Origin of the sequence: Kosakonia oryziphila (assembly GCF_900094795.1) — a bacterium.
In the GTDB taxonomy this organism is placed as follows: domain Bacteria; phylum Pseudomonadota; class Gammaproteobacteria; order Enterobacterales; family Enterobacteriaceae; genus Kosakonia; species Kosakonia oryziphila.
In genome coordinates, this window is record NZ_FMBC01000010.1 from 38,436 (window position 1) to 60,485 (window position 22,050).

At 54.1% G+C, this 22,050-nt stretch carries 19 protein-coding genes and 1 pseudogene; 15 read left to right on the forward strand and 5 right to left on the reverse strand.

The features are described 5' to 3' along the window. Positions 1-295: 295 nt before the first annotated feature. The 6 genes from dnaA to GA0061070_RS06720 all read left to right on the forward strand — a co-directional run bounded on the left by dnaA (position 296) and on the right by GA0061070_RS06720 (position 8,832). On the forward strand, positions 296-1,693 hold the full coding sequence (gene dnaA / locus GA0061070_RS06695; protein WP_090134743.1) for a chromosomal replication initiator protein DnaA: 1,398 nt from the start codon (positions 296-298) through the stop codon (positions 1,691-1,693). A gap of 4 nt (positions 1,694-1,697) precedes the next feature. Continuing rightward, the gene (gene dnaN / locus GA0061070_RS06700) at positions 1,698-2,798 is read left to right on the forward strand and encodes a DNA polymerase III subunit beta (protein WP_090134745.1); all 1,101 of its coding nucleotides are present in this window, start codon (positions 1,698-1,700) and stop codon (positions 2,796-2,798) included. A 140-nt stretch (positions 2,799-2,938) separates the two neighbouring features. Then, positions 2,939-4,012: a DNA replication/repair protein RecF gene (gene recF, locus GA0061070_RS06705; RefSeq protein ID WP_090134747.1), complete on the forward strand. Its 1,074-nt coding sequence runs from the start codon at positions 2,939-2,941 to the stop codon at positions 4,010-4,012. Positions 4,013-4,040: 28 nt separating this feature from the next. Continuing rightward, on the forward strand, positions 4,041-6,455 hold the full coding sequence (gyrB, locus tag GA0061070_RS06710) for a DNA topoisomerase (ATP-hydrolyzing) subunit B (RefSeq protein ID WP_090134749.1): 2,415 nt from the start codon (positions 4,041-4,043) through the stop codon (positions 6,453-6,455). Between the two features lie 220 nt (positions 6,456-6,675). Next, a complete protein-coding gene (gene yidA / locus GA0061070_RS06715) occupies positions 6,676-7,488 on the forward strand; it encodes a sugar-phosphatase (RefSeq protein WP_090134751.1) in 813 nt (270 codons plus the stop codon). 117 nt (positions 7,489-7,605) lie between these two features. Then, complete coding sequence (locus GA0061070_RS06720) at positions 7,606-8,832, forward strand: YidR family protein (protein WP_090134752.1); 1,227 nt, start codon at positions 7,606-7,608, stop codon at positions 8,830-8,832. Position 8,833: 1 nt separating this feature from the next. Here GA0061070_RS06720 and GA0061070_RS06725 read toward each other — a convergent pair whose 3' ends face one another. Beyond that, entirely contained in the window at positions 8,834-9,163 is a 330-nt protein-coding gene (locus GA0061070_RS06725) for a YceK/YidQ family lipoprotein (protein ID WP_090134754.1), read from the reverse strand. A 311-nt stretch (positions 9,164-9,474) separates the two neighbouring features. On the opposite strand from GA0061070_RS06725, the gene ibpA reads away from it, so the two are divergent. After that, positions 9,475-9,888 carry a small heat shock chaperone IbpA gene (gene ibpA, locus GA0061070_RS06730; protein WP_043956007.1) on the forward strand — a complete coding sequence of 138 codons (414 nt, stop codon included), beginning with the start codon at positions 9,475-9,477 and terminating at the stop codon, positions 9,886-9,888. Positions 9,889-9,999: 111 nt separating this feature from the next. Further along, on the forward strand, positions 10,000-10,428 hold the full coding sequence (gene ibpB / locus GA0061070_RS06735) for a small heat shock chaperone IbpB (RefSeq protein ID WP_007369405.1): 429 nt from the start codon (positions 10,000-10,002) through the stop codon (positions 10,426-10,428). Positions 10,429-10,469: 41 nt separating this feature from the next. On the opposite strand, the pseudogene GA0061070_RS25470 reads toward ibpB, so the two are convergent. Beyond that, a pseudogene (locus tag GA0061070_RS25470) lies at positions 10,470-10,650 on the reverse strand (oxalate/formate MFS antiporter); the annotation flags it as partial. A 209-nt stretch (positions 10,651-10,859) separates the two neighbouring features. Between GA0061070_RS25470 and GA0061070_RS06745 the strand changes: the two are divergent. Further along, the gene (locus GA0061070_RS06745; RefSeq protein ID WP_090134755.1) at positions 10,860-12,521 is read left to right on the forward strand and encodes a putative transporter; all 1,662 of its coding nucleotides are present in this window, start codon (positions 10,860-10,862) and stop codon (positions 12,519-12,521) included. Here GA0061070_RS06745 and GA0061070_RS06750 read toward each other — a convergent pair. Then, positions 12,468-13,235: a GntR family transcriptional regulator gene (locus GA0061070_RS06750; protein ID WP_090134757.1), complete on the reverse strand. Its 768-nt coding sequence runs from the start codon at positions 13,233-13,235 to the stop codon at positions 12,468-12,470. The genes GA0061070_RS06745 and GA0061070_RS06750 overlap by 54 nt on opposite strands. Positions 13,236-13,456: 221 nt before the next feature. Between GA0061070_RS06750 and GA0061070_RS06755 the strand changes: the two genes are divergently transcribed. The 5 genes from GA0061070_RS06755 to GA0061070_RS06775 all read left to right on the forward strand — a co-directional run bounded on the left by GA0061070_RS06755 (position 13,457) and on the right by GA0061070_RS06775 (position 18,305). Beyond that, positions 13,457-15,073, forward strand: coding sequence for an alpha-glucoside-specific PTS transporter subunit IIBC (locus GA0061070_RS06755; RefSeq protein ID WP_090134759.1), 1,617 nt, complete (start codon positions 13,457-13,459; stop codon positions 15,071-15,073). After that, positions 15,070-16,392: a 6-phospho-alpha-glucosidase gene (locus GA0061070_RS06760; RefSeq protein ID WP_090134760.1), complete on the forward strand. Its 1,323-nt coding sequence runs from the start codon at positions 15,070-15,072 to the stop codon at positions 16,390-16,392. Before GA0061070_RS06755 ends, GA0061070_RS06760 begins: the two co-directional genes overlap by 4 nt. 162 nt (positions 16,393-16,554) lie before the next feature. Continuing rightward, complete coding sequence (locus GA0061070_RS06765) at positions 16,555-16,902, forward strand: YidH family protein (protein ID WP_090134762.1); 348 nt, start codon at positions 16,555-16,557, stop codon at positions 16,900-16,902. Continuing rightward, complete coding sequence (locus GA0061070_RS06770; protein ID WP_090134763.1) at positions 16,892-17,242, forward strand: DUF202 domain-containing protein; 351 nt, start codon at positions 16,892-16,894, stop codon at positions 17,240-17,242. The genes GA0061070_RS06765 and GA0061070_RS06770 overlap by 11 nt, the downstream gene beginning before the upstream one ends. Before the next feature lie 10 nt (positions 17,243-17,252). Then, positions 17,253-18,305 carry a radical SAM/SPASM domain-containing protein gene (locus tag GA0061070_RS06775; RefSeq protein ID WP_167353546.1) on the forward strand — a complete coding sequence of 351 codons (1,053 nt, stop codon included), beginning with the start codon at positions 17,253-17,255 and terminating at the stop codon, positions 18,303-18,305. 1 nt (position 18,306) lies between these two features. On the opposite strand, the gene GA0061070_RS06780 is transcribed toward GA0061070_RS06775, so the two are convergent. Further along, a complete protein-coding gene (locus GA0061070_RS06780; protein ID WP_090134767.1) occupies positions 18,307-19,623 on the reverse strand; it encodes a D-serine ammonia-lyase in 1,317 nt (438 codons plus the stop codon). Between the two features lie 160 nt (positions 19,624-19,783). Between GA0061070_RS06780 and GA0061070_RS06785 the strand changes: the two genes are divergently transcribed. Further along, positions 19,784-20,872, forward strand: a complete 1,089-nt coding sequence (locus GA0061070_RS06785) for a cellulase family glycosylhydrolase (RefSeq protein ID WP_244153053.1) — start codon at positions 19,784-19,786, stop codon at positions 20,870-20,872. Here GA0061070_RS06785 and emrD read toward each other — a convergent pair. After that, positions 20,775-21,959, reverse strand: coding sequence for a multidrug efflux MFS transporter EmrD (gene emrD / locus GA0061070_RS06790; RefSeq protein WP_090134770.1), 1,185 nt, complete (start codon positions 21,957-21,959; stop codon positions 20,775-20,777). The two genes, GA0061070_RS06785 and emrD, sit on opposite strands and share 98 nt — an antisense overlap. Positions 21,960-22,050 lie beyond the last annotated feature (91 nt).

Sequence of the window (22,050 nt, forward strand, 5' to 3'; positions counted from 1 at the left end):
ATTAAATTTTCCAATATGCGGACTAAAACGTCCCGCATTCCCTCGAGGATCGATTACACTTAGCCGATTCCGAATTGCCCTGTGGATAAATCATAAAGAATCTGTGAGAAACAGAAGATCTCTGCGGCGGTTTACGCTATGATCCGCGGTCCCGATCGCGATCCAGGATCGTTCTTAGGGCACAAACCGTAGATAGCGGTTCGCACGTCACCCGGTTGGGTCTTATCGATGTGCGTCAAAAAACTTAAATGCTTCTGTCTTTTATTTATCGATTTTCGTTCGAGTGGAGTCCGCCGTGTCACTTTCGCTTTGGCAGCAGTGTCTTGCCCGATTGCAGGATGAGTTACCAGCCACAGAATTTAGTATGTGGATACGCCCATTGCAGGCGGAACTGAGCGATAACACGCTGGCACTGTACGCGCCAAACCGTTTTGTGCTCGATTGGGTAAGAGATAAATATCTTAATAATATCAACGGCCTGCTGAATGAGTTCTGCGGTTCGGATACCCCACAGCTGCGTTTTGAGGTGGGTTCCCGCCCGGTCAGCCAGTCGTTGAGAGAACCAGCGACAGTTTCTGCGCCCGCACAGGCGGCGCAGGTCGTCGTTCAGCGCGCAGCGCCAGCGGCACGTCCAGGCTGGGACAACGTTCCTGCGCCGGCAGAGCCAACTTACCGTTCTAACGTTAATGTGAAACATACCTTTGATAACTTCGTCGAAGGTAAATCCAACCAGTTGGCTCGCGCGGCGGCTCGGCAGGTTGCGGATAATCCCGGTGGCGCCTATAACCCGCTGTTTTTATATGGCGGTACAGGTCTGGGTAAAACGCATCTGCTGCATGCAGTGGGTAACGGCATTGTGGCGCGAAAGCCGAATGCCAAAGTGGTGTATATGCACTCCGAGCGCTTTGTCCAGGATATGGTAAAAGCCCTGCAAAACAATGCGATCGAAGAGTTTAAACGCTACTACCGTTCCGTTGACGCCCTGCTGATTGACGATATTCAATTCTTTGCCAATAAAGAACGATCCCAGGAAGAGTTTTTCCACACCTTTAACGCGCTGCTGGAAGGCAATCAGCAGATCATCCTCACGTCGGATCGCTATCCGAAAGAGATCAATGGTGTTGAGGATCGTTTAAAATCTCGCTTTGGCTGGGGCTTAACGGTAGCGATCGAGCCACCGGAACTGGAAACCCGCGTCGCGATCCTGATGAAAAAAGCAGATGAAAACGATATTCGTCTGCCTGGCGAAGTGGCCTTCTTTATTGCCAAGCGACTGCGCTCGAACGTGCGCGAGCTGGAAGGGGCACTGAACCGCGTGATTGCCAATGCCAACTTCACCGGCCGCGCGATCACCATCGATTTTGTCCGTGAAGCGTTGCGCGATCTGCTGGCGCTACAGGAAAAACTGGTCACCATCGACAATATTCAAAAGACAGTGGCCGAGTACTACAAGATCAAGGTTGCGGATCTTCTCTCCAAGCGTCGATCCCGTTCGGTAGCCCGTCCGCGCCAGATGGCGATGGCGCTGGCAAAGGAGCTGACTAACCATAGCCTGCCGGAAATCGGTGATGCTTTTGGGGGTCGCGACCATACCACCGTGCTACATGCCTGCCGTAAGATTGAGCAGTTGCGTGAAGAAAGCCATGATATAAAAGAAGATTTTTCCAATTTAATCAGAACATTATCTTCGTGACGCTATGAAATTTACCGTTGAACGTGAACATTTATTAAAGCCGCTGCAACAGGTTAGCGGCCCATTGGGCGGTCGCCCGACGTTGCCTATTCTCGGTAATCTGCTGCTTCAGGTTACTGAAGGCGCGCTGTCGCTGACTGGCACCGACCTTGAAATGGAGATGGTGGCGCGCGTTGCGCTGGTTCAGCCGCATGAACAGGGCGCAACCACGGTGCCGGCGCGTAAATTCTTCGACATCTGTCGCGGTCTGCCGGAAGGTGCGGAAATCGCCGTGCAACTGGAAAGTGAGCGCATGCTGATCCGTTCCGGGCGCAGCCGTTTCTCGTTATCCACGTTACCCGCTGCGGACTTCCCGAATCTGGACGACTGGCAAAGCGAAGTGGAGTTCACGCTGCCGCAGGCCACAATGAAGCGTCTGATCGAAGCGACACAGTTCTCCATGGCGCATCAGGACGTACGTTACTACTTAAACGGCATGCTGTTCGAAACCGAAGGCGAGGAGCTGCGTACCGTGGCCACTGACGGCCACCGTCTGGCGGTCTGTTCGATGCCGATTGGCGAATCGCTGCCGAACCATTCGGTGATCGTGCCGCGTAAAGGCGTAATTGAGTTGATGCGTATGCTCGATGGTGGCGATACGCCGCTGCGTGTGCAGATTGGTAGCAACAATATTCGCGCGCACGTTGGTGACTTCATCTTCACTTCCAAACTGGTTGATGGACGTTTTCCTGATTATCGTCGCGTATTGCCAAAAAACCCGGACAAAACGCTGGAAGCGGGTTGCGATTCGCTCAAGCAGGCGTTTGCCCGCGCGGCGATCCTCTCCAACGAGAAGTTCCGTGGTGTGCGTCTGTATGTCAGCGAGAACCAGATAAAAATTACTGCCAATAACCCGGAGCAGGAAGAAGCCGAAGAGTTCCTCGACGTCACCTACGCTGGCAGCGAAATGGAAATCGGCTTTAACGTCAGCTATGTGCTGGACGTACTGAACGCACTGAAGTGCGAGAACGTGCGCATCCTGCTGACGGATTCAGTTTCGAGTGTGCAGATTGAGGATGCGGCCAGTCAAAGCGCAGCCTATGTCGTTATGCCAATGCGTTTGTAGAAAAGTATCGGGCTATCTTACTTGTTATTCTGGCTCCGGGCAGTGCTCGCAATCCTCACGTGCTTCAGTACGCTCCGGTTGCTGTGCGCTGGCCGTAACCAGACTAACTGCGACGATAACGCCCTGGTGATGAGTAAATCATGTCGCTAACCCGATTACTGATCAAAGATTTCCGTAACATCGAGAATGCAGATCTCGCGTTATCTCCCGGCTTTAATTTCCTCGTTGGCGCCAACGGCAGCGGTAAAACCAGCGTGCTGGAAGCTATTTACACGCTCGGTCATGGCCGGGCGTTTCGCAGTTTGCAAATCGGCCGCGTTATTCGTCATGAGCAGGAATCCTTTGTTTTACATGGGCGATTGCAGGGCGAAGAGCGCGAAACCTCGATTGGTTTGACCAAAGATAAGCTCGGCGAAGGCAAGGTGCGCATTGACGGCACCGACGGTCACAAAGTGGCTGAACTGGCTCTGCTGATGCCGATGCAGCTCATCACCCCCGAGGGGTTTACTTTGCTTAACGGCGGCCCCAAATATCGAAGAGCGTTCGTTGATTGGGGTTGTTTTCACAATGAGAGCGGGTTTTTTACCGCCTGGAGTAATCTCAAGCGCCTGCTGAAGCAGCGCAACGCCGCATTGCGCCAGGTGAGCCACTATGCGCAACTCCGTCCGTGGGATAAGGAGCTGATCCCACTGGCGGATCAGCTAAGCCGCTGGCGTGCCGAATACAGCACCGCCATTGCGGAAGATATGGCAGACACCTGCCGCCAGTTTTTACCGGAGTTCTCCCTCACTTTTTCATTTCAGCGCGGGTGGGAAAAGGAGACCGATTACAGTGAGGTGCTGGAGCGCAATTTTGAGCGTGACCGCATGCTGACTTACACCGCTCACGGCCCGCATAAAGCGGATTTCCGCATCAGGGCGGACGGTGCGCCAGTTGAAGATACGCTGTCGCGCGGGCAGTTAAAACTCCTGATGTGCGCGCTGCGTCTGGCGCAGGGGGAGTTTTTAACGCGTGAAAGCGGACGACGCTGTTTATACCTGATAGATGATTTTGCCTCTGAACTTGATGACGAGAAGCGTGGTCTGTTAGCCAGCCGGTTAAAAGCCACGCAGTCACAGGTTTTTGTCAGCGCGATCAGCGCCGAGCACGTAATGGACATGTCGGACAAAAATTCGAAGATGTTCACCGTGGAAAAGGGTAAAATAACGGATTAACCCAAGACAAAATGAGCGAGAAACGTTGATGTCGAATTCTTATGACTCCTCCAGTATCAAAGTCCTGAAAGGGCTGGATGCGGTGCGTAAGCGCCCGGGTATGTATATCGGCGATACAGATGACGGCACCGGTCTGCACCACATGGTATTCGAGGTGGTAGATAACGCTATCGACGAAGCACTCGCAGGATACTGTAAAGATATTGTTGTCACCATCCACAGCGATAACTCTGTCTCTGTACAGGATGACGGCCGTGGTATCCCGACCGGTATTCACCCGGAAGAAGGCGTTTCCGCAGCAGAAGTGATCATGACCGTTCTGCACGCAGGCGGTAAGTTCGACGATAACTCCTATAAAGTTTCCGGCGGTCTGCACGGTGTAGGTGTTTCTGTGGTTAACGCCCTGTCGCAGAAACTGGAGCTGGTTATCCAGCGTGACAACAAAGTCCACCGTCAGATTTATGAGCACGGTGTGCCGCAGGCCCCGCTGGCGGTTACAGGTGAAACCGAGTCGACCGGTACGATGGTGCGTTTCTGGCCAAGCTATGAAACCTTCACCAACGTTATCGAATTCGAATATGAAATTCTGGCGAAACGCCTGCGTGAGTTGTCCTTCCTCAACTCTGGCGTTTCTATCCGTCTGCGCGACAAGCGCGACGGCAAAGAAGACCATTTCCATTACGAAGGTGGCATCAAGGCGTTTGTTGAGTATCTCAACAAGAATAAAACACCGATTCACCCGAATATTTTCTACTTCTCCACGGAAAAAGACGGTATCGGTGTGGAAGTAGCATTGCAGTGGAACGACGGCTTCCAGGAAAATATCTACTGCTTTACCAATAACATTCCGCAGCGCGATGGTGGTACTCACCTTGCAGGCTTTCGTGCAGCGATGACCCGTACGCTGAATGCCTATATGGATAAAGAAGGCTACAGCAAGAAAGCCAAAGTCAGCGCCACCGGCGACGACGCCCGCGAAGGGCTGATCGCTGTGGTTTCGGTAAAAGTGCCGGATCCGAAATTCTCCTCACAGACCAAAGATAAACTGGTCTCCTCTGAGGTGAAATCGGCGGTTGAACAGCAGATGAATGAACTGCTGGCTGAGTACCTGCTGGAAAACCCGTCCGACGCGAAAATTGTGGTTGGCAAGATTATTGATGCGGCGCGCGCCCGTGAAGCCGCGCGTAAAGCGCGTGAAATGACCCGCCGTAAAGGTGCGCTGGATCTGGCCGGTCTGCCGGGCAAACTGGCGGATTGCCAGGAGCGCGACCCGGCGCTGTCCGAACTCTACTTAGTGGAAGGGGACTCAGCGGGCGGTTCTGCGAAGCAGGGCCGTAACCGTAAGAACCAGGCGATTCTGCCGCTGAAAGGTAAGATCCTCAACGTTGAGAAAGCACGCTTCGACAAGATGCTCTCTTCGCAGGAAGTGGCGACGCTTATCACCGCGCTGGGCTGCGGCATTGGCCGCGACGAGTACAATCCGGATAAACTGCGCTATCACAGCATCATCATCATGACCGATGCGGACGTCGATGGCTCGCACATCCGTACGCTGCTGTTGACCTTCTTCTACCGTCAGATGCCGGAAATCGTTGAGCGTGGTCACGTCTACATCGCTCAGCCGCCGCTGTACAAAGTGAAGAAAGGCAAACAGGAACAGTACATTAAAGATGACGATGCGATGGATCAGTATCAAATCGCCATCGCGCTGGACGGCGCAACGTTGCACACCAACGCCAGCGCGCCAGCTTTGGCGGGCGAACCGCTGGAAAAACTGGTTGCCGAGTATAATACGGTACAGAAAATGATCGGCCGTATGGAGCGCCGCTTCCCGCGTACACTGCTGAAAGAGTTGGTCTATCAGCCGACGCTGACGGAAGCCGATCTTTCCGACGAACAGAAAGTGACCCGTTGGGTGAACACGCTGGTTACTGAGCTAAATGAGAACGAACAGCACGGTAGCCAGTGGAAGTTTGATGTGCGTGAAAATAGCGCACTGAGTTACTTCGAGCCGATCATTCGCGTACGTACGCACGGCGTCGATACCGACTATCCTCTGGATCATGAATTTGTTACCGGTGGCGAATATCGCCGTCTGTGCACGTTGGGTGAAAAACTACGCGGCCTGATTGAAGATGACGCCTTTATCGAACGCGGCGAGCGCCGTCAGCCAGTCGCCAGCTTTGAGCAGGCGCTGGACTGGCTGGTGAAAGAGTCCCGTCGCGGTCTCGCTATTCAGCGTTATAAAGGTCTGGGTGAGATGAACCCGGATCAGCTGTGGGAAACGACCATGGATCCGGAAAGCCGTCGCATGCTGCGCGTGACCGTGAAAGATGCCATCGCGGCTGACCAGTTGTTCACTACGCTGATGGGCGATGCCGTTGAGCCGCGTCGTGCGTTTATCGAAGAGAACGCCCTGAAAGCGGCAAATCTCGATATTTAACGGCTCACAGGTCGGGCCGGGTGAACGCAGCGTCACCCGGCGGAAAGCACCTGATGGTGGCGCTTCGCTTATCAGGCCTACAGGCCGAATCCTCCATTTTAAAGCTCAAAAGGGGAATCCCGGTTCCCCTTTCTATCCCCCCTTTTCTCCCCGCCGATCTGCTGTTTTTTGAGCGGAATCGCGTTAGCATGGGTTCTGAAAAATCTCATCAGGGGATCTCATGGCTATAAAACTTATTGCAATCGATATGGACGGCACGCTGCTGCTGCCAAATCACACCATCTCTCCCGCTGTCAAAAATGCTATCGCCGCTGCGCGCCAGCGCGGTATTCATGTGGTGCTGACAACGGGTCGACCTTATGCGGGCGTTCACAGCTACATGAAAGAGCTGCATATGGAGCGCGAAGGTGATTATTGCATCACCTACAATGGCGCACTGGTACAGAATGCCAGCGATGGCAGCGCGGTGGCGCAAACGGCATTGAGCTATGATGATTATCGCTATCTGGAGAAACTCTCCCGCGAAGTCGGTTCCCATTTCCACGCCCTTGATCGCAATACGCTTTACACCGCAAACCGGGACATCAGCTACTACACAGTGCATGAATCTTACGTGGCAACGATCCCGCTGGTGTTCTGCGAGGCGGAAAAGATGGATCCCGCAATGCAGTTTCTCAAAGTCATGATGATTGATGATCCGGTGATCCTCGATCAGGCTATTGCCCGTATCCCACAGGAAGTGAAAGAGAAGTATACCGTGCTGAAAAGTGCGCCGTACTACCTCGAAATTCTGGATAAACGCGTCAATAAGGGCACCGGTGTGAAATCCCTTGCCGAGGCGCTGAATATCAAGCAGGACGAGATCATGGCGATTGGCGATCAGGAAAACGACATCGCGATGATTGAGTATGCCGGAGTGGGCGTGGCGATGGATAACGCCATTCCGTTGGTGAAAGAAGTTGCGAACGTTGTCACCAAATCCAACCTTGAAGACGGCGTTGCTTACATCATTGAGAAGTTTGCCCTGAACTAAGCGATTCTCGCAGGCAGGGAGACCATGCCCTTGCCTGTGCGCCTTCCGGAATCGTAGTCATTTCCTCACGGATACATTACTCTGAAGCGCTTACTCCGCTTCCGGGTTTATCCGCTAATGAAACAACTCACCTTCGCTGCGCGCCACCATCAACTGACCAATATTCATAGCTGGACACCGGACAGCCAGTGGCTGGTTTTCGATGTTCGTCCTTCCGGCGCGTCGTTTACCGGGAAAACTATTGAGCGTGTTAACGTATACAGCGGTGAGGTTGAAGTGCTTTATACCGCAAGGGAAGGCGCGCATGTCGGCGTGGTAACGGTTAGCCCGCAGGCGGAAAAATATGTCTTTATCCATGGCCCGGAAAACCCTGATGACAACTGGCAATATGATTTTCACCATCGCCGGGGCGTTATTACGGAAAAGGGCGTGACGCGGAATCTGGATGCGCTGGATATCACCGCGCCTTACACTCCGGGCGCGCTGCGCGGCGGCACACACGTGCATGTGTTCAGCCCGAACGGTGAAAACGTCAGCTTTACCTATAACGACCACGTTATGCATACGCTTTCTCCGGCAAAAGATCTGCGCAATGTCGGCGTTGCGGTACCGTTTGGCCCGGTAACGCCACCCTGCACGCATCCACGTGAATATGGTGGCAGCCACTGGTGCGTACTGATCAGCCGTACAACATCCACGCCAGTGCCGGGCAGCAACGATATCAATCGTGCTTATGAAGAGGGATGGGTCGGCAACGACAGACTGGCGTTTATCGGCGATACGCTTTCGACCAGCGGTGAAAAAGTGCCGGAGCTGTTTATCGTCGCGCTGCCTGGCGATGAACAAGGCTGGAAAACCGCAGGTGATGCGCCGCTGTCAGGCAGCGAACAAACCCTGCCCGCACCGCCAAAAGGCGTGGTGCAAAAACGCCTGACATTCACTCACCAGCGCCGTTATCCTGGCTTAGTGAACGTGCCGCGTCACTGGGTGCGCAGCAATCCACAGGCCACGCAGATTGCGTTTTTGATGCGTGACGAGCGCGGTATTGTGCAGTTGTGGTTAATAAGCCCGAACGGTGGTGAACCGCGCCAATTAACCTTTACCGCAAGCGGTATCCAGTCGGCGTTTAACTGGCATCCCTCTGGCAATGCGCTGGGATTTGTACTGGAAAACCGCATTGCGCTATGCGATGCCGGGCGCGGCGACATCACCTTTTTGACATCCGATCGCGAAAATCCGCCTTCTGCCGAGGCCGTGGTGTTTTCACCAGACGGAAAGCTGATCGCCTGGATGGAAGAGGTAGACGGTTTCCGCCAGTTATGGATGACGCAAACCAGACTGTAAATCAGGGAGCCGGCATGGGCGCTGGCGGGATCACCGAGTCGGTCGCCAGGTTTGCCTGTTCGCTCTTTTCAACCCGCGATTTGATGGAATCATCCTTGCGGAAGAGATCCCACGGCAGCAGTAAGGTGTCCATGATAGCGGTAAAAGGCATATCCAGCACCACCAGCGACTTGGTACCAATGCCTGTGTCATCATCGGCAAGCATGGCCGAGCTGGCGCGCGTTCCCGGATAAACCCCTTCTTTGCCGCCGGTATGCGACATGACGCTTGAGCAACCTGACAACATCATTCCGTAAAGCAAAGCAGAAACTATAAGCGTTGTTTTCATCATCGATTAATCATCGTTATTTGTAGTTTGAATGCTACTCAGGCGGTTATAGCCTCCCTTTTGGGAAAGAAATAGCATTCGGGTTCCGCTCTGTGGCGGTACTCGCACTTTGTCCTTTTGTGCTGTGATCCTAGTCTATGCATTGCGCCAGAAAGTGCAAAAAAAAGTCGGTATTCCGCCCTTGAAATCAGACCCTTCAGCCATATTTTAGAAATGTAACCACAAAACACGCCGGAAGGGTGTTGGGTTACGGTAACGGCCTGTCCATTGAGGAAGGCATGGAAAAATCTCGCTGATTTCAGGAGTTTTTAAGTATGCGTAATTTCGATCTCTCCCCGCTTTATCGTTCAGCTATTGGTTTTGACCGTCTGTTTAATCTGCTGGAAAACAACCAGAACCAGAGCAATGGCGGTTACCCTCCGTACAACGTTGAATTAGTGGATGAAAACCACTACCGCATCGCCATTGCTGTGGCCGGTTTCGCTGAGAGCGAACTGGAAATCACCGCGCAGGACAACCTGCTGGTGGTAAAAGGCTCCCACAGTGACGAGCAAAAAGAGCGTACTTACCTCTATCAGGGCATTGCCGAGCGCAACTTCGAACGCAAATTCCAGCTGGCGGAAAATATTCACATCAATGGCGCCAACCTGGTGAACGGCCTGCTCTATATCGATCTGGAACGCGTGATCCCGGAAGAGAAAAAACCGCGTCGCATCGAAATTAACTAATTACTCCAGGCCGCCTCTGGCGGCCCGGTTCCGACATGCCCGCCGACAGGGGGCATATGTGAGCCATTGTGCTCGCAGGTATTCACTCGCTTCTTAGAAGGAGAAACACCCATGCGTAACTATGATTTATCCCCGATTTTTCGTCAGTGGATTGGCTTCGACAAACTGGCTAACGCCCTGCAAAGCACCACTGAACAGCAGTCTTTCCCTCCTTACAACATTGAAAAAGGCGACGATAACCACTACCGCATCACCCTTGCGCTGGCCGGTTTCCGCCAGGAAGAACTGGATATTCAACTGGAAAATAGCCGCCTGACCATTAAAGGCACGCCGGAAAAACCGGCCAACGAGCCGAAATGGTTGCATCAGGGGCTGGTAATACAGCCGTTCAGCCTGAGCTTTACGCTGGCAGACTTTATGGAAGTCTCCGGCGCGACCTTTGCCAACGGTTTGTTGCATATCGATCTACTGCGCAATGTGCCGGAAAGCGCAGCGCCACAGCGGATTGCCATCAGTAATCGCCCGGCGTTAAATAGCTAACGGCGTCAGAACAAAAGGCTCCAAATGCGGAGCCTTTATTGTTATGCGCGAACGCGTTGCAAAAAACGCTGCCGCCAGGGTTTGAACACAAAAAAGCCAGCAGCGCACAGAGAATATCAAGCGTGATGGCGCAGCCAAACACCAGATTCCAGCTTGCCGTTTGCTGATACATCAGTGCTGCCAGCAGCCGCCAAAGATGGAACCAATATCCTGCGAAATATAGCCGCTACCTTCCCTGTGGCATATCCGCGTTTTTCCGGGAACCAGCGCACCATCAGACCCACTTTTGTTCAGGGCAACGGTTTTCTGCGGGTGCAATCTTCGCCACATTCTGAAGCAAAGAAATTCCGTACACTATGTAGGGTATAACCTATACAGCTATTACGGGTTCTGCCAAACTCCTTGCAGTCATCATGTACAGGGAAAAGATCATGAGTGATATCGCATTAACGGTAAGCGTACTGGCGCTGGTAGCCGTTGTCGGGTTGTGGATTGGCAACGTGAAAATTCGTGGCGTGGGTTTTGGTATTGGTGGTGTGCTGTTTGGCGGGATAATTGTCGGCCACCTTTTGGATAAACTGGGTATCTCTATAAACGGTCAGATACTGCTTTTTGTGCAGGAATTTGGCCTGATCCTGTTTGTTTATACCATCGGCATTCAGGTGGGGCCGGGGTTCTTCGCTTCTTTACGCATTTCTGGTCTGCGCCTGAATTTGTTCGCTGTTTTAATCGTTGTTCTCGGCGGTCTTGTCACCACCATTCTGTATAAACTTTTTGCTATTCCACTGCCGGTGGTACTGGGGATTTTTTCCGGTGCGGTCACCAATACGCCAGCGCTTGGCGCGGGGCAGCAAATCCTGCGTGATTTAGGCATTCCTGGCCCGCAGCTCGACCTGATGGGGATGAGCTATGCCATGGCGTATCCGTTTGGTATTTGCGGTATTTTGCTCAGTATGTGGCTGATGCGCGTGTTGTTTCGCGTTAATATCGATGAAGAGGCACTACAGCACGACGCAACGCTCAGCCATGGCACTTCGCCGATCCGCACCATTAATATCCGCGTGGAAAACCCGAATCTCAACAATATGGCGATTCAGGACGTTCCCATTCTTAACAGCGACAAAATCATCTGCTCGCGTCTCAAACGAGATGATTTGCTGATGGTGCCCTCGCCGATCACGCTGATTCAGTCCGGAGATTTATTGCATCTGGTGGGGCTACCGAACGATCTGCATAACGCACAGTTGGTGATAGGCAAAGAAGTCGATACCTCTTTGTCGACGCGCGGCACGGATTTGCGCGTCGAACGCGTAGTGGTGACCAACGAAAAAGTGCTGGGGAAAAAAATCCGCGATCTGCACTTCAAGGAGCGCTATGACGTCGTGATTTCCCGCCTGAACCGTGCCGGTGTGGAGCTGGTAGCCAGCAGCGACGCCAGCCTGCAATTCGGCGATATCCTTAATCTTGTCGGGCGTCCGTCAGCAATCGAAGCAGTGGCTAACGAGGTTGGCAATGCGCAGCACAAATTGCAGCAGGTACAAATGCTGCCGGTGTTTATTGGTATTGGGCTTGGCGTTCTGCTGGGATCGGTGCCGTTGTATATACCGGGGTTTCCGGCGGCGCTGAAGCTGGGTCTCGCGGGCGGGCCGCTGATTATGGCACTGATCCTTGGGCGAATTGGCACGATCGGCAAGCTGTACTGGTTTATGCCGCCCAGCGCGAACCTGGCGCTGCGCGAACTGGGAATTGTGCTGTTCCTGTCGGTGGTGGGGCTGAAATCCGGTGGCGACTTTATCGCCACGCTGACCCAGGGCGATGGGGTGAAATGGATGTGTTATGGCATCTTTATCACCGCCATTCCGCTGGTAACCGTCGGTTTGCTGGCGCGAATGCTGGTGAAGATGAACTATCTGACTCTCTGCGGCATGCTGGCCGGGTCGATGACCGATCCGCCAGCGCTAGCGTTTGCCAACGGCCTGCATGCCACCAGCGGTGCAGCGGCGCTCTCGTATGCGACGGTTTATCCGTTGGTGATGTTTTTACGTATTATCACCCCACAGCTTCTGGCGGTGCTGTTTTGGGGGATGGGTTGATAGCGTCCCGGCATGAATACGGCGCAGGTGGTAATCCACCTGATACTCGCTGGCGTTGCGGAACATTACTGAGTAGTTAAGAAATTCGCCGCTGTCGCTGTAGGAGAGCGAAGTAATACGCAGCAGCGGCGTTTGTTCCGCCACGTTTAGCAAGCTGGCCATCTGTTTATCGGCCAGCACTGGCGTCAGGCTTTCGTAGTTACCGCTGATAGTGATGCCGCACTCCTTCTCGATATAATCGAATTTCGACCCCTCCAGATGCCCCAATGACAGCGTACGGAACAGCTTCACCGGCATATAGCTGTCTTCCAGCATCAGCGGTTTTCCCTCCACGTAGCGCACCCTCCGCGAGAAGTAGATCCGTTCGTTAATTTGGATGCGTAACTGGCTGGCTATTGCAGGTGGCGCGGGCATCACTTCGAACTGCAAAACCTGACTCTGCACCTCTTTGCCCTGTCGGCGCAGTACTTCAACCAGCCCGGTCAGATTGGCCGTTTCATGATGGACATCTTTGCGTGCGACAAATGTCCCGCTACCGTGACGGCGTACCACTAATCCCCAACCCACCAGCAGATCGACTGCCTTGCGAATCGTCATCCGCGCCACGCCAAACTCCAGCGCTAACGCCTTTTCGCCCGGTAACGGGCTGCCGATATGGTAATCCGATGAATTGAGCCGCAGGCGTAATCGCTCGGCAATAGATTTATAGATCACCTGTAGACCTCTTTGCCCCCGTCAGCGGAAACATCGCCTCTGAACATGTCTATGTTTTGCCTGAAAAGTAGACATGAGTGTGTGAAATAAAACCATGAAAGCGATCACGAATCGCGGCGGCGCACCATGTTGGCGCGGTGGCGGCTTCTTATGCTGCTCGCAGGCCCACAAAAAACCAACAAGGCCTCTACCCCTACAAGTTGTTACATGAGGATTCTAAGATGCTCAGTCAAATACAACGTTTCGGCGGCGCCATGTTCACACCGGTGCTGCTCTTCCCGTTTGCCGGTATGGTGGTAGGTATCACCATCATGCTGAGTAATCCCCTGTTTGTCGGCGAAACGTTAACTGCACCCGACAATCTGTTTGCGCAATGTGTGCATATCATCGAAGAGGGCGGCTGGGCGGTGTTTCGCAATATGCCGCTGATTTTCGCTGTCGGTTTACCGATTGGCCTGGCAAAACAGGCGCAAGGGCGAGCCTGCCTCGCAGTGCTGATTAGTTTTCTGACCTGGAACTACTTCATTAACGCCATGGGGATGACCTGGGGTCACTTTTTTGGCGTCGATTTCAGCATTGAACCCACGGCGGGCAGCGGTTTAGCGCTAATTGCCGGGATCAAAACACTCGACACCAGCATTATTGGGGCGATTGCGATTTCCGGCATTGTCACCGCCATCCATAACCGCTTTTTCGACAAACCGCTGCCCGTGTTTCTCGGCATCTTCCAGGGCACCTCGTTTGTGGTGATTATCGCCTTCCTTGTGATGATCCCTTGTGCATGGCTGACGCTGTTGGGTTGGCCAAAAGTGCAGCTTGGTATTGCGTCGTTGCAGGATTTTCTGCGCTCTGCCGGGGCTCTGGGTGTATGGATTTACACCTTCCTGGAACGCATCCTGATCCCGACCGGGCTGCACCACTTTGTCTACGGTCCCTTTATTTTCGGCCCGGCGGCTGTAGAAGGCGGTATTCAGATGTACTGGGCGCAACATCTACAGGCATTTAGCCAGAGTACCGAACCACTGAAAGTTCTGTTCCCGGAAGGCGGCTTTGCGCTGCACGGTAACTCGAAAGTGTTCGGCTCCATCGGCATTGCGCTGGCGCTTTGGTATACCGCCGCGCCGGAAAACCGCGTTAAAGTCGCGGGTCTGCTGATCCCCGCAACGCTGACTGCCGTGCTGGTAGGTATTACCGAACCGCTGGAATTTACCTTCCTGTTTATCTCCCCGCTACTGTTTGCCGTCCACGCTGTACTGGCAGCGACGATGGCGACGGTGATGTATAGCTTCGGCGTGGTGGGCAATATGGGCGGCGGACTGCTCGACCAGTTTCTGCCACAAAACTGGATCCCGATGTTCCATAACCATGCGGCGATGATTTTCACCCAGATTACCGTCGGCCTCTGTTTTACCGCGCTCTATTTCATCGTTTTCCGCACGCTGATCGCCGTCTTAAACCTGAAAACGCCTGGCCGGGAAGCGAGTGAAATCAAACTCTACAGCAAGGCCGATTACAAAGCGGCGCGCGGGCAAACCACGGCGGCAGCGAAAGACTCGCTGGGCCAGGCTGGCGGATTTTTGCAGGCGCTGGGCGGTGCGGCAAACATCGAAAACGTCAACAACTGCGCGACGCGGCTGCGCATCACGCTGGTCGATATGGCGAAAACCCAAAGCGATGACGTCTTTAAAGCGTTGGGCGCGCACGGTGTCGTGCGACGCGGCAACGCCATCCAGGTGATTGTCGGCCTGCATGTTCCTTTACTGCGTGACCAGCTTGAATCCCTGATGAAAACCCCTTTGACCAATGAACCATCCACCATGACGGAGGCAGTATCATGAAACAGTTTTCAGTTGTTATCGCTGGCGGCGGCAGCACTTTTACTCCCGGTATCGTTTTGATGTTGCTGGCTAACCGCGATCGCTTCCCGCTGCGGGTGCTAAAATTCTATGACAACGATGGCGCGCGCCAGGAAACCATCGCCGAAGCCTGCAAAATTATCCTACAGGAGCAAGCGCCGGAGATTGAATTCAGCTACACCACCGACCCGAAAAAAGCCTTTACCGACGTCGATTTTGTGATGGCACATATCCGCGTCGGCAAATACCCGATGCGTGAAAAAGATGAAAAAATCCCGCTGCGCCATGGTGTATTAGGCCAGGAAACCTGCGGGCCTGGCGGTATCGCTTACGGTATGCGTTCTATCGGCGGCGTGCTGGAGCTGGTTGATTATATGGAAAAATATTCGCCCAATGCGTGGATGCTTAACTACTCCAACCCGGCAGCGATTGTCGCGGAAGCCACGCGCCGCCTGCGTCCGCAGGCCAAAATTCTTAACATCTGCGATATGCCTATCGGCATTGAAGGACGGATGGCGCAAATTGTCGGCCTGAAAGACCGCAAAGAGATGCGGGTACGCTACTACGGGCTTAACCACTTCGGCTGGTGGACATCGATTGAAGATATGAACGGTAACGATCTAATGCCGAAATTGCGCGAATATGTGGCGAAACATGGTTATGTTCCGCCTGCGGATAACGCGCATACCGAAGCGAGCTGGAACGATACGTTCGCCAAAGCGAAAGATGTGCAGGCGCTCGACCCGGATACCATGCCGAACACTTATCTGAAGTATTACCTCTTCCCGGACTATGTGGTTGCCCACAGTAACCCTGAACGTACGCGTGCCAATGAGGTGATGGATCATCGTGAGAAGCAGGTGTTTGGCGCCTGCCGGGCGATTATTGCCGCCGGTAAATCCTCCGCTGGTGAGCTGGAGATTGACGAGCATGCTTCTTACATTGTCGATCTGGCAACTGCTATTGCCTTTAACACCCAGGAGCGCATGTTGCTGATTGTGCCAAACAACGGCGCTATTCATAATTTTGATGCCGATGCGATGGTGGAAATCCCTTGTCTGGTGGGGAAAAACGGCCCGGAGCCGCTGACGGTCGGTGATATACCACATTTTCAGAAAGGGTTGATGAGCCAGCAGGTAGCTGTAGAAAAACTGGTGGTCGATGCCTGGGAACAGCGCTCCTACCAGAAGTTGTGGCAGGCCATCACGCTGTCGAAAACCGTGCCCAGTGCAACGGTGGCGAAAGCTATTCTCGACGATCTGCTGGAAGCGAACAAAGCGTACTGGCCGCCGCTGCATTAATTCTCCTGCCCGGCACCGTCAGGGTGCCGGTTTTCCGTTGCGCGAAAGAGTCGAAAAGCATCAGTTTATCCGCTACCTTGAAGACCTGCCCGGTTCAGTTTTCCCTTTACCGCTGCAAGAGGGTACAACGCTGGCAGGATTATCAACGTGGAAGGAGAAAAGATGAAAATTTCCCGCGTCGGTGAAGCGCCAGACTACCGCTTCTCGCTGGCGAATGAGCGTACTTTTCTTGCCTGGATCCGTACCGCGCTGGGGTTTCTCGCGGCAGGTGTCGGGCTGGATCAACTGGCGCCGCAGTTTGCCACGCCGCTGATCCGTGAAGTGCTGGCACTGCTACTGTGTCTCTTCTCCGGCGCACTGGCGCTCTATGGCTATCTGCGCTGGTTGCGCAATGAAAAAGCGATGCGCCTGAAAGAAGATCTGCCTTATACACATGTGCTGATGTTAATAAGCGTGTTGCTGCTGGCGGTTGCACTGGTGGTAATGGTGCTGGTGTTTTATGCCGAATAACCGCAAAGCCCGGCGCGAAACAGATCCTGGTCTGCAACCGGAGCGGACATCGCTGGCATGGTTGCGTACTCTGTTCGGCTACGGCGCGCTGATGGCGCTGGCCGTCAGGCATAACTGGCAACATTCGGACATACCTTTCTGGATCTCGCTCATCATTCTGGCGCTGGCAGCGTTACTGCTCTGGCGCTATACCCATAAGCGTATCTTAATGGACGTCAATAAAAGCGATTTCGCCTTGCCCGGCGCAACACGTGACAAATTATTGATCTCCCTCGCAGTGCTTTCCCTCGCATTACTGTTTGCTGTAACGCATATCCGTCAGCTTATTCTTTTTTTGTGAGGACATTTGCATGCCAGGCTGCCACGTTATGGCTAAGCCCGCCAGTTCACGCTGCAACCTTAACTGCCGCTACTGTTTTTACCTCGAAAAACCGCAGCAAAATGTTATGGATGACACCACGCTGGAGGCGTTTATTCGCCAGCAGATCGATGCCCAGCCGGGCGAAATAGTGCCGTTTGTCTGGCAGGGCGGCGAACCGACGCTCTGCAGGCTGGAATTCTTTCAGCGCGTTGCCGAACTGCAAAAAAAGTACGCCAACGGCAAACGTATTGAAAATGCCTTCCAGACGAATGACATTCTACTGAATGAGGATTGGTGCCATTTTTTTCACGACAATGGCTGGCTGGTGGGTGTTTCCATCGATGGCCCGGCGGATCTGCATGATGCTTACCGTGTGAACCGTAGCGGCAAACCATCGCACCCAAAAGTCCTTAATGCTATTGCGATGCTGGCGAAACATCGGGTCAAGTACAACCTGCTGTGCGTCGTCAATAATCTCAATAGTCAGCAGCCACAGCGCCTGTATTGCTATTTGCGTGCGCTCGGTACACCGTTTTTGCAGTTTATTCCGCTGGTGGAACAGGACGCACATGGGCGCTTGTCTGCCGAATCGGTCAGCGGCGAAGCCTGGGGAAACTTTCTTACCGCCGTATTTGACATCTGGGTACGGGAAGATATTGGCCGGGTTTATGTGCAGTTATTTGACTCCACGCTCGGCGTCTGGAGCCGCTATCCGTCGCAAATGTGCAGTTTTGGCGAGACCTGCGGCCACGCTTTTCTGCATCAGATCCCGATTAAAACCCTCAACGCCAGCCACGAAGCAGCCGCTTTCGGGGAGAGTAAAAAAGCCAGCCTTAGCGAAGCCTGTCAGCGTTGCGACGTCCTGCGTTTTTGCCGGGGCGATTGCCCGAAGCACCGCATCATCGAGGGAAAAAGCGCGCTGTGCCACGGTTATTACCACTTTTTCAGCCACAGCGCGCCGCATATGCGCGTAATGCGCGATCTGCTGCACCAACGACGCTCCCCTGTCGAACTGATGGACTGGCTGCGCCGGAGCGGCTGATTTAGCGGGATTTAGCCAGATAGTGCGCCATCTCATCGGCGGGTACCATTCCACCGCCGGTGGCCCATACAAGATGGGTGGCCTGTGCCAGTTGTTCGGAGCTAAAGCCGTGCAATTGATGATAGCCACTATCGCTGCAAATCCGCTGTGGCCCGGACATTCCCGCCAGCGCCGACGGCTCCAGTTGGATACCTTCCTCCTGCGCCAGCCAGCCAAGTTGCTGGTAAAGCGTGTTGTCATCGACGGTGTAGAAGCCGTCCAGCAGGCGCTCCATTGCCCGTCCGACAAAGCCGGAAGCGCGCCCGACCGCGAGACCATCGGCCGCCGTCTGGTTATCAATCCCCAGATCCTGCACCGCAATGCTGTCATGTAGCCCGGTATACACGCCCAGCAGCATACAAGGAGAATGCGTTGGTTCGGCAAAAATGCAGTGTACAGCATCGCCGAACGCCAGCTTCAGACCAAAGGCGACGCCGCCAGGCCCGCCACCCACGCCGCATGGCAGATAGACAAACAGCGGATGCGCGTTGTCCACCACTTTGCCAAGCCGTGTGAACTGATCTTTCAGACGCTGTCCGGCGACGGCATAGCCCAGAAAGAGGGTACGAGAGTTCTCATCATCAATAAAAAAGCAGTTCGCATCCGCTGCTGCCGCTTTGCGCCCTTGCGCAACGGCCACGCCGTAATCTTCGGCATACTCCACCACGTTTACGCCGTGGCTGCGCAGTAGCGCTTTTTTCCAGGCCCGGGCATCGGCCGACATATGCACCGTGACGCGAAAACCAAGTCGCGCGCTGATAATTCCGATCGATAACCCAAGATTTCCCGTGGAGCCAACGGCGATGCTGTACTGGCTGAAGAAACGGGCAAACTCAGGCGACAGCAGTTTGCTGTAATCGTCATCCGGCGCCAGTAATCCGGCAGCGAAAGCCAGTTTTTCCGCGTGGGTCAACACTTCATAAATACCGCCGCGCGCTTTAATGGAACCGGAAATCGGCAAATGGCTGTCTTTTTTCAGCCACAACTCACCGGTGATATCCGGGCCGAGGCGGTGCTGCATTGTCGGGATCGGAACCACGTCAGATTCAATCATGCCGTGGCTTGCCGCCGTTTCCGGGAAAGCCTGAGCGATAAACGGCGCAAAGCGGGCAAGCCGCGCGTGGGCATTGCTAACATCCTGTTGCGTCAGGCCAACATGCGGCAAAGCTCGTGCAACGGAGGTACTATTAGGGTTAAACCACTGCGTTTCTTTCAGCGCGATCAACTGCTCTATAAGCGGAAACTGCTGGATGAGTTTCTGAATGTCGGTGTTTTTCATCGGTTCGTTTTCGTAAGAATCGGAGCGTTAAAGAAAACAGGAATCGGCCAGCGGCGCAAGTGGGCCGCTGTTTTGAGAATTTATTACGTTTTGCAGCTACACGTGTGAACGCGGGCATGCTAAATACATGTATTCATCCCTTATTTTCACAAGGTCAACTGTGTTAAAGCCACTGATTGCAGTTGTTATGCTGTTGGCGGGAACCTCCGTGTTTGCCGCTGATACTCCGCTGACGGCGGCGCAATATGCGCAAAAGCTGGGGGTGGGGATGGATGTCGACTGGGCACGTACTGATCGTGGTATCCGCGAGTTCGACCCGCTGATCGTGCGTGATTTCTACGACGCTGGTATCCGTCATGTGCGCATTCGCGTTGCCGATAACATGACGGAAGCGCGGCTGATCCACCTGCGTAAACTGGTGGAGGCCTGCGAACAGTATGGGATAATCCCGGTGATTGCCTATCAGGCAGACAACTTCAAAGCCGATCCGGATGCCAAAAACGAAGCGCAGTTGGTGGCGTGGTGGTCAACGGTAGCGAACTTTTTCGGTACCGGGCACCCGACGCTCGGTTTTGATGTGATTTATGAACCGGCTGACAAACTTAACCGTGATTTGCCCGCTCTGAATCGCGCTTATGAAAATGTCGTGCGCACCCTGCATAATATCGACGCTCAACGCATGATTTTTATTGCCCCGCGTCTGCGCGCCGCACCGGAAGATCTCTCCTCGCTGAAACTGCCGCCGCACAGCCAGAACTATCTGTTAGCCGAGTGGCACATTTTCCCGTGGGGACCGCAGAAAAATAGCGGTAAATATCCGTGGACATCGGGCACGGCGGCGGAAAAAGCCGCCATCCGTGCGCGGATTAATACGGCGGTGCGCTGGCAGCAGAAATCCGGGCATGCCAGTTGGGTTGGCGGCTGGGCGGTAGGTGAATCCATTAAAAATGTGCCCACTGAATCGCAAATGGCTTTCGCCCACTTTATGGCCTGCGAGCTGAATAAGGTGAAAATTCCCTATGCGATCAATACTGATACGCAATTTTATGATGGGGAAGAGGGCGCATGGCGTCCAGGGCCGGAGCCGCTATTGAAAATGATGATTGCGCCAGAGTGCGACAAGCCCGACGCGAGGCCGGGCCATCATGAGGTTAAATCACCGGTTCATGGCGAGAAAAGCGCGTCGCCAGCGGCAGCCAGCACAACAGAATTAAAAGCCCGGCCAGCGTCATCAGCATCCCAAGGCTAAACTGGCCGTTCTGCGGCAGTTGTGAAGAGAGCCACGCCAGGCCGCCGGAGCCGATGTTCTGCAATCCGCCAACCAGCGCACCTGCGGTGCCCGCCAGAAACGGGAATGGCTCCATCGCGCCGCTGGTCGCCAGCGGGAACAGCATTCCGGCGCCGAAGAAAAACAGCGCAGCGGGCACGACCAGCGTCCAGATATTCATCACCCCGACAATGCCCGGGATCCACATCATCAGACCGGCCGCCAGACAGCAGATCACCGACTGCCACATTAACGAGGTAAAGCGCTTGTTTTGCCGCCCGGCAAACCAAGCGCCGAAAAAGGCCGCTGGCACCGGCAGAATAAACAGGACGCTGACCGTCATGCTGTTCAGGCCCAGCACGCCGCCCATCAACACACCCGAGCTGGCTTCAAAGACCGCAATCCCGGCCAGACCGCCAATCAACATCAGTAGGTAACAATTAAATGCGCCATTGCCGAACAGGGTTTTGTAGCTGGCCAGCAGGCGGAGGCGCGGCGCGTCTTTTGGCCGGGTTTCCGGCATCCAGCGCGCCATACTCCAGGTGACGACCAGGCATAGAACCAGCAGAAAAATAAAACAGGCGCGCCAGTTAAACAGCGTATTCAGCACGCCGCCGATCAGCGGCGCAAGCAGCGGACTAACCAAAATTCCCATATTCAACAAACTGTTGGCGTGACGCAGTTCCGTACCGGCATACAGATCGCGCGGCAGCGTTCGCGCCATCACGCCACCCACACCGGTGCCGATGCCCTGTAAGGCGCTAGCCAGAATTAACATCGACAGGCTGTGCGTGGTAATGGCAATCAGCGTCGCCAGCAAAAAGATGCTCATCCCGGCAAGGATCACCGGGCGGCGACCGACTCTGTCCGCCAGCGGGCCATAGAAGAGTTGGGATACGCCGTAAGTCAGCAGATACGCTGCCATGACGCTTTGCACTGCGCCTTCGCGAACATTTAGGGTGAGCGCCATATCCGCTATCGCCGGGATATAGATGGTTTGCGCCATCTGCCCGACAGCCACCAGAAGTACCAGCATCAATAACAAATTGACGTTTCTCTGCCTTTTCATGTCGATGATTACTTTTTAAAAATGAAGGATTAAAGAATATATGGCTGCAATACAGCCTTAATGCCGGAGAAATCTACCACAGCCAGATGAC

Excerpts from the sequence above, each read along its gene's own strand:
- GA0061070_RS06745 (WP_090134755.1), top strand. The coding sequence starts at position 10,860 with ATGAGTGATATCGCATTAACGGTAAGCGTACTGGCGCTGGTAGCCGTT.
- GA0061070_RS06725 (WP_090134754.1), bottom strand. The coding sequence starts at position 9,163 with ATGATGAAAACAACGCTTATAGTTTCTGCTTTGCTTTACGGAATGATG.
- gyrB (WP_090134749.1), top strand. The coding sequence starts at position 4,041 with ATGTCGAATTCTTATGACTCCTCCAGTATCAAAGTCCTGAAAGGGCTG.
- yidA (WP_090134751.1), top strand. The coding sequence starts at position 6,676 with ATGGCTATAAAACTTATTGCAATCGATATGGACGGCACGCTGCTGCTG.
- GA0061070_RS06720 (WP_090134752.1), top strand. The coding sequence starts at position 7,606 with ATGAAACAACTCACCTTCGCTGCGCGCCACCATCAACTGACCAATATT.
- recF (WP_090134747.1), top strand. The coding sequence starts at position 2,939 with ATGTCGCTAACCCGATTACTGATCAAAGATTTCCGTAACATCGAGAAT.
- ibpA (WP_043956007.1), top strand. The coding sequence starts at position 9,475 with ATGCGTAATTTCGATCTCTCCCCGCTTTATCGTTCAGCTATTGGTTTT.
- dnaN (WP_090134745.1), top strand. The coding sequence starts at position 1,698 with ATGAAATTTACCGTTGAACGTGAACATTTATTAAAGCCGCTGCAACAG.
- GA0061070_RS06780 (WP_090134767.1), bottom strand. The coding sequence starts at position 19,623 with ATGAAAAACACCGACATTCAGAAACTCATCCAGCAGTTTCCGCTTATA.
- GA0061070_RS06775 (WP_167353546.1), top strand. The coding sequence starts at position 17,253 with ATGCCAGGCTGCCACGTTATGGCTAAGCCCGCCAGTTCACGCTGCAAC.
- emrD (WP_090134770.1), bottom strand. The coding sequence starts at position 21,959 with ATGAAAAGGCAGAGAAACGTCAATTTGTTATTGATGCTGGTACTTCTG.
- GA0061070_RS06760 (WP_090134760.1), top strand. The coding sequence starts at position 15,070 with ATGAAACAGTTTTCAGTTGTTATCGCTGGCGGCGGCAGCACTTTTACT.
- GA0061070_RS06770 (WP_090134763.1), top strand. The coding sequence starts at position 16,892 with ATGCCGAATAACCGCAAAGCCCGGCGCGAAACAGATCCTGGTCTGCAA.
- ibpB (WP_007369405.1), top strand. The coding sequence starts at position 10,000 with ATGCGTAACTATGATTTATCCCCGATTTTTCGTCAGTGGATTGGCTTC.
- GA0061070_RS06765 (WP_090134762.1), top strand. The coding sequence starts at position 16,555 with ATGAAAATTTCCCGCGTCGGTGAAGCGCCAGACTACCGCTTCTCGCTG.
- GA0061070_RS06755 (WP_090134759.1), top strand. The coding sequence starts at position 13,457 with ATGCTCAGTCAAATACAACGTTTCGGCGGCGCCATGTTCACACCGGTG.